The 12,850-nt window shown below is 37.4% G+C and carries 11 protein-coding genes, 1 tRNA gene and 1 pseudogene; 11 read left to right on the top strand and 2 right to left on the bottom strand.

All coding sequences use genetic code 11. From position 1 onward, the window contains the following. The first annotated feature begins 59 nt into the window (after positions 1 to 59). Entirely contained in the window at positions 60 to 1,199 is a 1,140-nt protein-coding gene (gene dnaJ, locus LLA01S_RS01090; RefSeq protein WP_061777697.1) for a molecular chaperone DnaJ, read from the top strand. 129 nt (positions 1,200 to 1,328) lie between these two features. Beyond that, positions 1,329 to 1,856 carry a YqeG family HAD IIIA-type phosphatase gene (locus LLA01S_RS01085; protein WP_011677264.1) on the top strand — a complete coding sequence of 176 codons (528 nt, stop codon included), beginning with the start codon at positions 1,329 to 1,331 and terminating at the stop codon, positions 1,854 to 1,856. A gap of 195 nt (positions 1,857 to 2,051) precedes the next feature. Here the strand turns inward: LLA01S_RS01085 and zwf are convergent, their stop codons facing one another. Together zwf and LLA01S_RS01075 are read right to left on the bottom strand one after the other, a co-directional pair. Further along, positions 2,052 to 3,563: a glucose-6-phosphate dehydrogenase gene (gene zwf / locus LLA01S_RS01080; protein WP_021212099.1), complete on the bottom strand. Its 1,512-nt coding sequence runs from the start codon at positions 3,561 to 3,563 to the stop codon at positions 2,052 to 2,054. 119 nt (positions 3,564 to 3,682) lie between these two features. Beyond that, positions 3,683 to 3,862, bottom strand: coding sequence for a hypothetical protein (locus LLA01S_RS01075; RefSeq protein ID WP_061777696.1), 180 nt, complete (start codon positions 3,860 to 3,862; stop codon positions 3,683 to 3,685). Between the two features lie 183 nt (positions 3,863 to 4,045). Between LLA01S_RS01075 and LLA01S_RS01070 the strand changes: the two genes are divergently transcribed. The 9 genes and pseudogenes from LLA01S_RS01070 (at position 4,046) to mutL (ending at position 12,803) form a co-directional block, all read left to right on the top strand. Beyond that, entirely contained in the window at positions 4,046 to 4,897 is an 852-nt protein-coding gene (locus LLA01S_RS01070) for a sulfite exporter TauE/SafE family protein (protein ID WP_011677261.1), read from the top strand. Next, positions 4,897 to 5,274: a DUF1634 domain-containing protein gene (locus LLA01S_RS01065; RefSeq protein WP_011677260.1), complete on the top strand. Its 378-nt coding sequence runs from the start codon at positions 4,897 to 4,899 to the stop codon at positions 5,272 to 5,274. Before LLA01S_RS01070 ends, LLA01S_RS01065 begins: the two co-directional genes overlap by 1 nt. Positions 5,275 to 5,464: 190 nt before the next feature. Then, positions 5,465 to 5,547: transfer RNA gene (locus tag LLA01S_RS01060), tRNA-Leu, on the top strand. Between the two features lie 71 nt (positions 5,548 to 5,618). After that, positions 5,619 to 5,825 carry a hypothetical protein gene (locus LLA01S_RS12505; protein WP_003132002.1) on the top strand — a complete coding sequence of 69 codons (207 nt, stop codon included), beginning with the start codon at positions 5,619 to 5,621 and terminating at the stop codon, positions 5,823 to 5,825. Between the two features lie 42 nt (positions 5,826 to 5,867). After that, positions 5,868 to 6,749 (top strand): annotated as a pseudogene (locus LLA01S_RS01050) (NAD(P)-dependent oxidoreductase). Between the two features lie 163 nt (positions 6,750 to 6,912). Beyond that, on the top strand, positions 6,913 to 7,260 hold the full coding sequence (locus LLA01S_RS01045; RefSeq protein ID WP_011677259.1) for a YlbF/YmcA family competence regulator: 348 nt from the start codon (positions 6,913 to 6,915) through the stop codon (positions 7,258 to 7,260). A gap of 115 nt (positions 7,261 to 7,375) precedes the next feature. Further along, on the top strand, positions 7,376 to 9,898 hold the full coding sequence (gene mutS / locus LLA01S_RS01040) for a DNA mismatch repair protein MutS (protein WP_021164823.1): 2,523 nt from the start codon (positions 7,376 to 7,378) through the stop codon (positions 9,896 to 9,898). A gap of 109 nt (positions 9,899 to 10,007) precedes the next feature. Continuing rightward, positions 10,008 to 10,703, top strand: coding sequence for a hypothetical protein (locus tag LLA01S_RS01035; protein ID WP_061777695.1), 696 nt, complete (start codon positions 10,008 to 10,010; stop codon positions 10,701 to 10,703). Positions 10,704 to 10,832: 129 nt separating this feature from the next. Next, positions 10,833 to 12,803 carry a DNA mismatch repair endonuclease MutL gene (gene mutL / locus LLA01S_RS01030; protein WP_011677256.1) on the top strand — a complete coding sequence of 657 codons (1,971 nt, stop codon included), beginning with the start codon at positions 10,833 to 10,835 and terminating at the stop codon, positions 12,801 to 12,803. The last annotated feature ends 47 nt before the right edge of the window (positions 12,804 to 12,850 follow it).

Below are 12,850 nucleotides of genomic sequence, written 5' to 3'. Positions count from 1 at the left end.
ACGTGGTAAAATAGTGCTATTGAAAAATTGATTTAGTAAAGGAAGTGAGTAATTTAGAAATGAATAATACTGAATATTATGAACGACTGGGTGTTGATAAAAATGCCAGTCAAGATGAAATAAAAAAAGCTTATCGTAAAATGTCCAAAAAATATCACCCCGATTTAAATAAAGAAGAGGGTGCTGAGGATAAGTACAAAGAGGTTCAAGAAGCTTACGAAACGCTTTCTGATGAACAAAAACGAGCAGCCTATGACCAATATGGTGAAGCGGGAGCTAATGGTGGCTTTGGCGGCGGCGGTTTCGGTGGAGCTTCTGGATTCTCAGGCTTTGGCGGAGCTTCTGGCGGTTTCGGTGGTTTTGAGGATATCTTCTCAAGTTTCTTTGGTGGAGGAGGAGCGCAAGTTAATCCAAATGTACCACGTCAGGGTGATGATTTACAATATCGAATCAATTTAAAATTTGAAGAAGCTATTTTCGGTGTTGAAAAGCAAGTGAAGTATAATCGTGAAGAACTCTGTCATACTTGTGATGGCTCAGGAGCGAAAGCTGGAACGCATCCGGAAACTTGTCATAAGTGTGGAGGTCGTGGACAAATTAATGTTGTTCGTGATACACCGCTTGGTCGGATGCAAACTCAAACAACTTGTGATGTCTGTCATGGAACAGGTAAGGAAATTAAAGAAAAATGTACAACTTGTCATGGTTCAGGTCATGAAAAAGTTGCACATACTGTTAAAGTGACTGTACCTGCTGGTGTTGAAACTGGTCAAAAAATGCGTTTACAAGGTCAAGGTGATGCTGGTGTAAATGGTGGCCCTTACGGTGATTTGTATGTTGTCTTCCAAGTAGAAGCTTCAGATAAATTTGAACGCGATGGCGCAGAAATCTACTATAAGATGCCGATGGACTTTGTTCAAGCGGCCTTAGGGGATGAAGTTGAAGTTCCAACTGTACATGGTAATGTGAAATTAAAAATTCCTGCGGGAACACAAACTGGCGCTAATTTCCGTCTAAAAGGAAAAGGAGCTCCAAAACTCCGTGGTTCTGGTAATGGTGATCAATATGTCATTATTAATATTGTCACTCCTAAGAACATGAACCAAGCTCAAAAAGAAGCTCTTCAAGCTTTTGCCAAGGCAAGTGGTATTGAAGTTTCTGGTTCTGGTAAAAAAGGATTCTTTGATAAGTTTAAATAAGAAAAAGTCGCTTGATGCGACTTTTTTCTTCTGTCATTAATTTGATGATTCTGTTTACTGATGATAGAGCTGTCAGTAATTCTAGGGAGGAAAACAGGAATTTCTGTCAGTTTTTGATATAATAAGGGCATGAAAATTGATAATTATAAGCCTGATTATTTAGTGGAAGCTGTCTATCAACTGGATCCGAAACGTCTACAAGCACTAAATGTTCGTGCAGTAATGGTGGATTTGGACAATACTTTAATTGCCTGGGATAATCCTGACGGAACTCCAGAGCTTTTGGCTTGGCTTTCAGAAATGCGTGAGAATGGCTTGAAAGTTGTTGTTGTATCAAATAATAAACAAGCAAGAGTCGCTCGAGCTGTGGAAAAGTTTGGGGTTGATTATATCTGGCGAGCAATGAAGCCTTTTGCCTGGGGGATAAAAAAAGCTTTAAGATTACTTGATGAGCGTCCTGAAAATGTGATTATGGTTGGTGACCAATTAATGACAGATATCAGAGCTGCTCACAGAGCTGGCGTGAGAAGTATTTTGGTGAAACCTTTGGTCGAATCAGATGCTTGGAGTACTCAAGTTAACCGTTGGCGTGAACGACGAGTTTGGAGCAAATTGATAAAACGTGACGGTGAACCTGTGTGGAAAACAAGTCTATAAAAAAATTAAAAGGAATTTTACCTGTGGAAAAATAAATCCACAAGTAAAGTCCTTTTTTTATCCTATTTTACTATTGAAAACATAAAGTTTTCCACAGAATTGTGAAGTCTTTCCACAAATATGTGGAAAACTGTGTAAAAGTTTGTGGAAAACGTAAAAAAACCTATCTTGCTTACTGATAGGATTTTTTATTTATTATTTATCGTAGTAACCACGTTCTTGATACCAGACATCAGGCTGCCAAGCCCATTCATGCCCTTCTTTTTCGAGTAAATCAAAGGCAGCTTTAGGTCCCATAGTACGAGCGGCATAAGTTGGGAGTTCAGAGGTTTCTTTATCCCAAGCTTCGCGAATAACATCAATAAGTTCCCAGGCACGAGCGGCTTCTTCCCAGTGAGAGAAGTTCGTACCATCTCCATTAAGAACATCTAAAAAGAGTTTTTCATACGCTTCAGGAGAATTTCCAAGGAATTCACTGTCGTGACGGAAATTCAAGCGCAAAGGTTCTAAGTGGAAACCTTGACCGGCTGCTTTGCCGTTAACAGAAAGTGAAAAACCTTCTGTTGGTTGAATATAAATAGTTAAAATATTTTGTACAGACTGGTCATCGCAATTGTCAGCAAAAAGATTATCAGGGTCTTTTTTGAATACAATATTAATGCGAGTTCCTTTTTCAGTCATTCTTTTTCCTGAGCGAACATAGAAAGGAACACCTGACCAACGTTCGTTATCAATAACAAACTTCCCTGCGGCGAAAGTTTCAGTTCGGCTATCTGGAGCAACGGAATCTTCTTCACGATAGCCTGAGTAATCTTCGCCATCAAAGCGACCAGCTACATATTGACCACGTACAAAGTTATTTAAAGCTTCCTCTGGAGAATATTGACGCATGGTATTGAGTGCCTTAACTTTTTCTTTGACAATATGGGCTTCATCAAATTTTTGAGGTTTTTCCATCGCAATCAGACTGAGGACCTGTAAAACGTGATTTTGAATCATATCTTTCAAAGCACCAGAAGTTTCGTAATAACCTCCGCGGTCTTCAACGCCGATAAATTCAGCAAAAGTTATTTGGACATTGTCAATGTGCTGATTATTCCAAATAGACTCAAAAATAGGGTTGGCAAATCGTACAGCTGAAACAGCTTGAATCATTTCTTTACCGAGATAGTGGTCAATTCGGAAGATTTGTTCTTCAGTAAAAACTTTAGAGAGGCTGTCATTGAGTGATTTTGCAGTATTGTAACTTGTACCGAATGGTTTTTCGATAACGATTCGTTCAAAACCTTCACCTGTCAAAATATTTTCTGATTTGAGGTGTTCGGCAATAGTGCCAAAGAATTGGGGAGCCATGGCGAGAAAGAAAACTTGATTTCCAGCTGTTTTATATTGTTTACGTAGACTTTCGCCCAAGTCTTTCAAATTAACATAATGTGAACTGTCACTAACGTCATGACTTTGATAGTAAAAATGGCTTGCGAAGTTTTCGGCCTCTGTTTTTGAATTCATCAAATCTTTGATTGATTCTAAAACAACTTCACGATAATAATCATTTGTCCAAGGACGACGGGCTGTTCCAATTACGGCAAAATTTTCAGCCAATTCGCCTTTTTTGAAAAGACGAAAGAGTGAAGGGTAGAGCTTTCTCTTAGCGAGGTCACCAGTTGCTCCAAAAATGGTGAAAAGTGCTTGTTTTTGTTCGGTCATATTTTTTCCTTTTTTAAAAAACAATAATTTATTTACTGACAGAAATAAAAAGCTAGATATCATTAAAATTAGAAATCCTAATTCACTGACAGACTTATTAGAATTTCTGTCAGTAAAATTTAACCATTAGCATTACTTTCGTTGACATAGTCATGAGCATACTGTTCAATATCAGCTTTAAGTTCTGCTTTCATTTCTTGAAACTCAGCCTCACTATATTCACGTTCGGCTACTTTAGCATTATAAAAGCGAATGGCTAACTCCTGACGAAGTCGCGCTTCAAGTTCTTGTCTATTCATTTTAACCTCCAATAAGTTGCCTCAAAAACTCTTGTGAAGCATTAATCTTATAAGAATTATATCATAAATTGGTATTGTAAAAAATAGAATAAGATTTAAATGTTCTTGATAAGCTTCTTAATCAAACGAACAAGCAGCTTTAAAAAGTTTTTGGTAGAATAGGGATGTTAGATTGGAGAACACATGTCTTTATTAGTATTTACTCTGTTGATGTTACTTCTTGGTTTCGTCGCAGGGGTTTTTGGCTCAATTTTGGGTCTTGGGGGTGGAATTATTATCACGCCTGTTATTACGACATTTTTTGGTGTGGATATTAAATACGCCATTGGTGCAAGTATTGTTGCCGTTATTGCAACAAGTTCTGGTGCAGCCATTTCTTATTTGAAAGATGATATGATTAATGTCCGTACGGCTATGTTTTTAGAAATATTTACCACAATTGGTGGTTTAGTTGGTGCAGTCCTAGCTGGATTTTTTGATGCTACGATTTTGAATATCTTATTTGGTTGCCTTTTGATTTTCCAAGGCTACAATATGTGGCGAAAAATGCACAAAGGTGAAGAAGTCGTTCAAAATGTTGAGTCAGATAAAATAGCTGAAAAATTAAAATTAAACTCAAGCTATTATGATAAGCAACTTGGCAAAGAGATTCCTTACCAAGTAGAAAAAGTTCCTGGCGGTGCGGCTGTTATGCTTGGTGCTGGTGTGGCATCGGGACTTTTGGGGATTGGTTCAGGTGTCTTCAAGGTTATGGCGATGGATTCAATGATGAAAATGCCTTTAAAAGCGTCAACAGCGACTTCAAATTTGATGATTGGGGTGACGGCGGCAGCTTCTGCAACGGTTTATTTTTTCAATGGTTATGTTAATCCAAGTTTAGCAGGACCTCTTGCTATAGGGATTGTTGCTGGTGCTGCTTTAGGTTCAAAAATTATGCCTAAATTGCCAGCGAAAACAATTCGTTTGATTTTCATTCCAGTTATTTTAATTATGGCATTGCAAATGTTGCTTAAAGGATTGGGGGTATCATTCTAATGGTAAGTAAAGAATTGACAAAAGAAGAATTACTCAAAATAGAGCGAAATATCGGGAAAATTCTTCGTGTTGGTGTATTCGTGAGTACTACAGTCATTATTATTGGAATTTTGATGTTTCTTTTAAGTGGTCATTCAGGCTACGCTGAAGGAGTTTGGCCAGATAAATTTAAGGAAATTTTAAGTGGTTTAGTTGAATTTAAAGCATTGGCTTGGTTAATGACTGGTTTATTCCTCTTAATTTTGACTCCTGTTTTGCGAGTGGTTGCTTCAATTGTGGCTTTTGCTAAAGAAGGAGATAAACTCTATGTGGCAATTACAACTTTGGTTTTGATTATATTAATTGTTGCAATGTTTGTAGGGCATGGAGGTGCTTAGATAGGGCGTCATAGCGGATTTTCAACTTGCATTTTTTCTATGAAACTGATATTATAGAAAAGTGTTGTGGGGCTTATCTCTTACGGCTCATCAAGGTGAGTTACAAAAAGGATAAGGTCCCCCGAAGGGGAAGTGCCTTTGGAGTAGTCACTTAAGCGACTTACGTAAAAGGACAAGGTTATGACCCGAAGGGGAAGTGGTGGAATGGCAGACACGCATGCTTCAGGTGCATGTGCGAGAAATCGCGTGAGGGTTCAAATCCCTTCTTCCCCATGATTAAGTGGACGGTTGGCTGGAAGCTGGCCGTTTTTTGCTCTTTTGAGCTTTTTAAGAGATGGAAAATTATGACTAGACTAACAAGAGAAGAACTAGAGAAAATCATTGATGAAAATCCTTTACGTTCTTTATCAAGTATTGGCGAAGAAACAGGGAATTCACGAGTGGCTATTGAAAAATGGTTGAAAACTTATCAGTTAGATGAATATCGTAATCGGAAAATCAAACGTTTGCGGGGTGATAAAGCCCGTAAACGTCGTGATTACCAAAACTAAATTAAACAGATTTTAGAAGTCTGATAATTAAAAGGAGAGCTTATGTCAAAAATTGCATTTATTGGTACAGGCGTGATGGGAGCTGCTATGGCAGGTCATCTGATGGACGCTGGGCATGATTTAATTGTCTATAATCGTACAAAATCAAAAACGGATGGTCTTGTAGCGCGTGGGGCAGTTTATGCTGAAAATCAACAAAAGGCCGTATCCCAAGCCGATTTTGTTATTACAATTGTTGGATATCCTAAGGATGTTCGCGAAGTTTATTTTGGTACAGAAGGAATTTTTTAAAATGATTGTTCAGGAAAAATTCTTATCGATATGACCACAACTGAACCGACTTTGGCTCAAGAAATTTATCAAGAAGCCAAAAAAGCTGGTGCCTTTACACTTGATGCTCCTGTTTCTGGTGGCGATTTGGGGGCCAAAAATGCGACATTGACCATTATGGTTGGTAGTGATTTGGCAACTTATCAAAAAGCTTTGCCTTTGTTTGAAAAAATGGGAAAAACAATCACTCATCAAGGTGTGGCTGGGAGTGGTCAACATACCAAAATGGCTAATCAAATTTGTATTGCAGGAACAATGACTGGAATGACAGAGCTTTTAGCTTATGCCCAAAAAGCTGGATTAGATTTGGACAAAGTTTTAAATACTGTTGGAGGAGGTTCAGGTGCCACTTGGTCTTTAGCTAATTATGGTCCTCGTATACTCCGTGAAGATTATAGTGCTGGATTTTTTGTTAAGCATTTCATCAAGGACTTAGGGATTGCACTTGCTGAGGCTGATAAAATGAATCTTGAACTTCCGGCAACTAAAGGGGCAAAGGAACTTTATGAGCAATTAGCTGACAAAGGTTTTGAAAATGATGGAACACAAGCTTTGATTAAACTTTGGTGGCCAGAGGGACATCGCCCAGAATGATAAAGTCAAAATAAAAAAAGCCTGATTATTCAGGCTTTTTTTACAGATATCAAAAAACAGGTTATGGATTGATTGAAAAAATGTTATAATTATCTTATAAAGTCTAAGAGTTTTAATGAAAGAAATAATTAGTAATTAATGAAAATTGAAGGAGGGCTTGAGAATGCACTATGATGATTTAGTGGACTTGCTTGTTAAGAAAATTAAAAATCTCGATTATGTTAAAGAATTTCAACAAGCAGAAGAAGCATTGATGGCAAATCAAGAACTTTTTAAATCACAAGATGAAATGAAAAATTTACAAAAAGAAGCTGTTTTATATCAAAAAATTGGCAAAATACAGGCCTATAAAAAAACATCACAAGCTGCCCAAATGATTGAAAAACGAATCAAACATCACCCCTTAGTTGAGGATTATGCCACAAAATTAGAAGATGTGAATGATTTGGTGCAGTATATCACCGGTGAATTAGAAGAAAAAGTAAATCTTTTGCTAGGAACTGGTGAATAAAAAATGCTGAAGAAAATCTGTCAGTAGAAATGTAATGAAAAAATACTGACAGACTTGCTGACAGATAGGTTAGTATCTTTTGTCAGTATAATTTAGATGGGATAGGAAGAAAAAAATGGCTGAAAAAATTTCACCAGGAATGCAACAATATTTAGACATCAAACAGGATTATCCCGATGCTTTTTTGCTCTTTCGGATGGGTGATTTTTATGAACTTTTCTATGAGGATGCGGTAAATGCCGCTCAAATATTAGAGTTGACCCTGACTTCAAGAAACAAGAATTCCGAAAATCCAATTCCGATGGCTGGGGTGCCCCACCATGCGGCAACTGAATATATTGATAAATTGGTTGACTTAGGCTATAAAGTGGCAGTTGCTGAGCAAATGGAAGACCCGAAAAAAGCGGTAGGAATTGTCAAACGTGCCGTGACACAAGTCATTACACCAGGGACGACAATTGATACTGCAAATTCAGTTGATAATAATTTCTTAGTAGCGATTGATTTTAAAGCTAAACGTTACGCCCTCTCTTATATGGACTTATCAACTGGGGAATTCAAAGTAACGGAACTCAGTGAATTTTCAGCAGTCGTCGGGGAAATTGCCTCGCTCAAAGCGCGTGAGATTGTTGTTGGTTTTCCTTTAGATGAGGCTCAAGTAAAAGTTTTTGAAAGACAAATGAATCTTTTGATTTCAGAACAATTTGAGATTCCTGAAAATTTACTGATAGAATTATCAGGACTGACCGCCTTAGAAAATCAAGCCGCTTCAAAATTATTGGCTTATGTTAAAGAAACGCAAATGCGTGACTTGAGTCACTTACAAGAAGTTGAGCACTATGAAATTAAAGATTTTTTGCAAATGGACTTTGCGACGAAATCTTCTTTAGAGCTGACAGCAAATAAAAGAGAAAACAAAAAACATGGGACCCTTTACTGGTTGCTTGATGAAACAAAAACAGCGATGGGGACGCGCATGTTACGTTCGTGGATTGACCGTCCTTTAGTTTCAAATTCAGCTATTCAAAAAAGAATGGAAATTGTCCAAGTTTTCTTAGACCATTTCTTTGAACGTTCTGATTTAATAGAGGCACTTAAAGGAGTTTACGATTTAGAACGTTTAGCTTCTCGGGTTTCTTTTGGTAAGGCTGTTCCTGTTGACTTTTTGCAGCTGGCTAATTCCTTATCAAATGTGCCTGCCATCAAAAATATTTTGGAAGTTCTTGATGAAACGTCCTTAAATGAGTTAAGAAGCCAATTAGATGAAATTCCGGAATTGTCTGGCTTGATTAATTCTGCCATTAGTGAAAATGCCTCAAGAACGATTACCGAAGGGGGCATTATTAAAAAAGGCTACAATGTTCAATTAGATAAATATCGTGAGGCTCTTGAAAATGGAACTTCGTGGATTGCAAAATTGGAAGCAGATGAAAAAGCAAAAACAGGTATTTCTACACTGCGAATTGATTATAATCGCAAGGATGGTTATTATTTCCATATCACCCAAAGTCAGTTGAATAGTGTACCTGAACATTTTTATCGTAAGGCAACTCTGAAAAATTCTGAGCGTTTTGGTTCTCAGGAATTGACTGAAATTGAAGAAATTATGCTGGAAGCGCGTGAAAAATCATCTTCTCTGGAATATGATTTATTCATGGGACTTCGGGCTGAAACAGAACAGTATATTGGCAGACTTCAAGCTCTAGCCAAAACTATTGCTGAAATTGACTGTCTGCAAAGTCTTTCTGTGGTTGCAGAAAAACAAGGATATATCCGTCCGACGCTTACAGAAGGCTCAAGAATTGTTGAAATCAAAGGGGGACGTCATGCCGTAGTTGAAGCGGTCATGGGAGCTCAAGAATATGTCCCAAATGATATTGAACTGCCTGAACAAACTGATATTCAGCTCATCACAGGTCCGAATATGTCTGGGAAATCGACTTATATGCGTCAGTTTGCTCTGACAGTGATTATGGCTCAGATTGGATCTTTTGTCCCAGCCAAAACAGCTAATTTACCAATTTTTGATGCCATCTTTACACGGATTGGTGCCAGTGATAACTTGATTTCAGGGGAATCAACCTTTATGGTTGAGATGTCTGAGTCCAATCATGCCATTCAAAAGGCGACAAGTCGCTCTTTGATTATCTTTGATGAGCTGGGGAGAGGAACGGCAACTTATGACGGGATGGCTCTCGCTCAAGCGATTATTGAATATGTTCACGAATATATTGGAGCAAAAACACTTTTTGCTACTCATTATCATGAATTGACTGATTTAGACAAAGAACTTGATCATTTAGATAATGTTCATGTTGCAACTTTGGAGCAAAATGGAAATGTAACCTTTTTGCATAAGATTACAGATGGACCAGCCGATAAATCCTATGGGATTCATGTGGCAAAAATCGCTGGCCTGCCACAGACTTTGTTAGAGCGAGCAGATTTGATTTTGCAGAAGTTAGAAAATAAACCTTTACCAGCAAAAAAAATTGCTGACGAACAAGAACAACTCAGTTTATTTGATTTTGCTGAAAATTCTTCTGAAATTATTGAAAAAATAAAAGGACAGAATGTTGATAATATGACTGCAAGAGAAGCCTTGAATTTCTTGTGGGAACTTAAAGATTCACTCTGATTAGGTAACAAGCTTATTTTACAAATAAGTTAAGAAAAAACGCTATAATTGTTTAAAAGAAATTCATTTAAAAATGAATTGAGCGGAGCTAACGAAAAAAGGAGCTAACATGGAAAATGAAAAAGAGATTCAAGGACAAGAAATCAATGAGAGTCCTGAAAGACAAGAAGAGACAGTAGTAGAGGCGAAAACTGAAAATCAGACTTCACAAGAAGAGCCTTCTAAAGCTGAAATTGGAGAAGAAATAATCTCAGAACCAGTGATTGCAGAAGGAGAAGTTTCTGAGCCGGTGATTGAAGAAGCTGTCATTTCAAAACCTCTTCAAGAAGAAAGTGAAACTTCTGATTTTAGTTCAATTGTAAGTCCGGATTTATCTAAACAATCTGCCTACGCTGATATTCCCGTTCAGACTTTATCTGAAGAGGGGGATGAAATTAAGACCAAATGGAACTGGGGAGCTTTCGCTTTAACAATGTGGTTTGGGATTGCCAATCGCGCTTATTTGGGACTTTTGATTCTACTTACTTTGGTACCATGGGTAGGTTGGATTTTTGGGATTGTATGGATGATTGTTTTTGGTTTCCATGGTGAAAAATGGGCACTTGAAAACCGAGATAATAAATATCGTGATGAGGAAGAGTTCCGTAAGGTCATGGACGGTTGGAACCGAGCAGGATTTGTTGCATTCATTATTGGAATTGTATTATTTGTGATTTCAATTTTGATTCTTATTTTCATATTAGTTTTTGCTTTTAACAACTATAATAATTTTGATAATGGTTACCGCGATTTTGGAAACTACTAATTAATGCAAAAATGATAGACAATTTTCATCTTGTCTATCATTTTTTGTCAGTAAAAAATGAAAAGCGAGCCCTTGCTTTTTGTGTTATAATTAGAATTAATTTTATAAAAACAAGAGAGCGAGATTATTGTGGGAAAAATTATTGAACTAAATGAAGCGCTCGCCAATCAAATTGCTGCTGGAGAGGTGGTTGAGCGGCCTGCTAGTGTTGTCAAAGAATTAGTCGAAAACTCAATTGATGCTGGAAGCAGTAAAATTACCGTTAGTGTTGAAGAGGCTGGCCTGCGCTTAATCGAAGTCACAGATAATGGTTTGGGCTTAGAAAAAGAAGATGTGGCTTTGGCTTTGCGTCGTCATGCGACAAGTAAAATCAAAGATTCAGCTGATTTATTTCGAATTAGAACGCTCGGTTTTCGGGGTGAGGCTCTGCCGTCAATCGCTTCTGTCAGTCAGATGACGATTGAAACAAGTAATGCTCAGGAAGAAGCTGGGACAAAACTGATTGCTAAAGGTGGGACGATTGAAACTTTAGAACCACTTGCAAAGCGGTTAGGGACAAAAATTTCTGTTGCGAATCTTTTTTATAATACACCAGCAAGGCTCAAGTATATCAAGTCTTTACAGGCTGAACTTTCTCATATTACAGATATTATCAATCGTTTGAGCCTCGCTCATCCAGAGATTTCTTTTACTTTGGTTAATGAGGGTAAAGAATTTTTGAAAACGGCGGGAAATGGAGACTTGCGTCAAGTGATTGCTGCAATTTATGGCATTGGAACGGCGAAAAAAATGCGTGAGATTAATGGCTCGGACTTAGATTTTGAACTGACAGGTTATGTCAGTTTACCCGAGCTGACAAGAGCGAATCGCAACTATATCACGATTTTGATTAATGGTCGATTTATCAAGAATTTTTTGTTGAATCGAGCAATTTTAGAAGGTTACGGGAACCGATTGATGGTTGGACGTTTTCCTTTTGCTGTTTTATCAATTAAAATTGACCCTAAATTAGCAGATGTCAATGTCCATCCGACAAAACAAGAAGTACGTTTGTCTAAGGAACGTGAATTGATGACTTTAATTTCTAAAGCGATTGATGAGGCCTTATCAGAAGGGGTTTTGATTCCAGAAGCTTTGGAAAATTTGCAAGGTAGAGTCAAGGAAAAAGAGACTGTTTCTGTTCAAACGGAACTTCCTTTACAGAATAATCCTTTATACTATGACAATGTTCGTCAAGATTTTTTTGTCAGAGAAGAAGCGATTTTTGAAATCAATAAAAACGATAATTCAGATTCTCTGACTGAACAAAATTCTACTGATTATACAGTTAATCAGCCAGAAACTGGTTCTGTCAGTGAAAAAATTACTGACAGAACTGTCGAAAGTTCAAATGAATTTACTGACAGAACCCCAAAAAATTCTGTCAGTAACTTTGGAGTTGATTTTGATAATATTGAGAAGCTGAGTCAGCAATCAACTTTTCCCCAACTAGAATACTTGGCACAATTGCATGCGACTTATTTACTTTGTCAGTCAAAAGAGGGTCTTTATTTGGTTGACCAACATGCGGCTCAGGAGCGAATCAAGTATGAATATTGGAAAGATAAAATCGGCGAAGTGAGCATGGAGCAACAAATTTTACTTGCGCCATATTTATTTACTTTACCCAAAAATGATTTTATTGTTTTAGCTGAGAAAAAGGATTTGTTACATGAAGCAGGGGTTTTCTTGGAAGAATACGGAGAAAATCAATTCATATTAAGAGAACATCCGATTTGGTTAAAAGAAACTGAGATAGAGAAATCAATTAATGAAATGATTGATATTATTCTCTCATCAAAAGAATTTTCACTCAAAAAATATCGGCATGATTTAGCCGCAATGGTTGCTTGTAAAAGCTCAATCAAAGCCAACCATCCCCTTGATGCCGAGTCTGCTAGAGCTTTGCTTAGAGAATTAGCCACTTGTAAAAATCCTTATAGTTGTGCACATGGACGGCCAACGATTGTCCATTTTTCAGGAGATGACATTCAAAAAATGTTCCGCAGGATCCAAGAAACGCATCGTTCAAAAGCGGCCTCTTGGAAAGATTTTGAGTAAAAGAAAAGGACTGACAGCGGTCAGTTAATCAAAAAATTAGAAAAGTA

Source organism: Lactococcus cremoris subsp. cremoris NBRC 100676 (assembly GCF_001591705.1).
GTDB classification, from domain to species: Bacteria; Bacillota; Bacilli; order Lactobacillales; family Streptococcaceae; genus Lactococcus; species Lactococcus cremoris.
This window is presented reverse-complemented; position numbering and strand designations above follow the sequence as displayed.

What these genes read in the sequence shown, in the direction of transcription:
- LLA01S_RS01075 (WP_061777696.1), bottom strand. Translation starts at nt 3,862, where the DNA reads ATGAATAGACAAGAACTTGAAGCGCGACTTCGTCAGGAGTTAGCCATT.
- zwf (WP_021212099.1), bottom strand. Translation starts at nt 3,563, where the DNA reads ATGACCGAACAAAAACAAGCACTTTTCACCATTTTTGGAGCAACTGGT.
- mutS (WP_021164823.1), top strand. Translation starts at nt 7,376, where the DNA reads ATGGCTGAAAAAATTTCACCAGGAATGCAACAATATTTAGACATCAAA.
- LLA01S_RS01045 (WP_011677259.1), top strand. Translation starts at nt 6,913, where the DNA reads ATGCACTATGATGATTTAGTGGACTTGCTTGTTAAGAAAATTAAAAAT.
- dnaJ (WP_061777697.1), top strand. Translation starts at nt 60, where the DNA reads ATGAATAATACTGAATATTATGAACGACTGGGTGTTGATAAAAATGCC.
- LLA01S_RS12505 (WP_003132002.1), top strand. Translation starts at nt 5,619, where the DNA reads ATGACTAGACTAACAAGAGAAGAACTAGAGAAAATCATTGATGAAAAT.
- LLA01S_RS01035 (WP_061777695.1), top strand. Translation starts at nt 10,008, where the DNA reads ATGGAAAATGAAAAAGAGATTCAAGGACAAGAAATCAATGAGAGTCCT.
- LLA01S_RS01065 (WP_011677260.1), top strand. Translation starts at nt 4,897, where the DNA reads ATGGTAAGTAAAGAATTGACAAAAGAAGAATTACTCAAAATAGAGCGA.
- LLA01S_RS01070 (WP_011677261.1), top strand. Translation starts at nt 4,046, where the DNA reads ATGTCTTTATTAGTATTTACTCTGTTGATGTTACTTCTTGGTTTCGTC.
- LLA01S_RS01085 (WP_011677264.1), top strand. Translation starts at nt 1,329, where the DNA reads ATGAAAATTGATAATTATAAGCCTGATTATTTAGTGGAAGCTGTCTAT.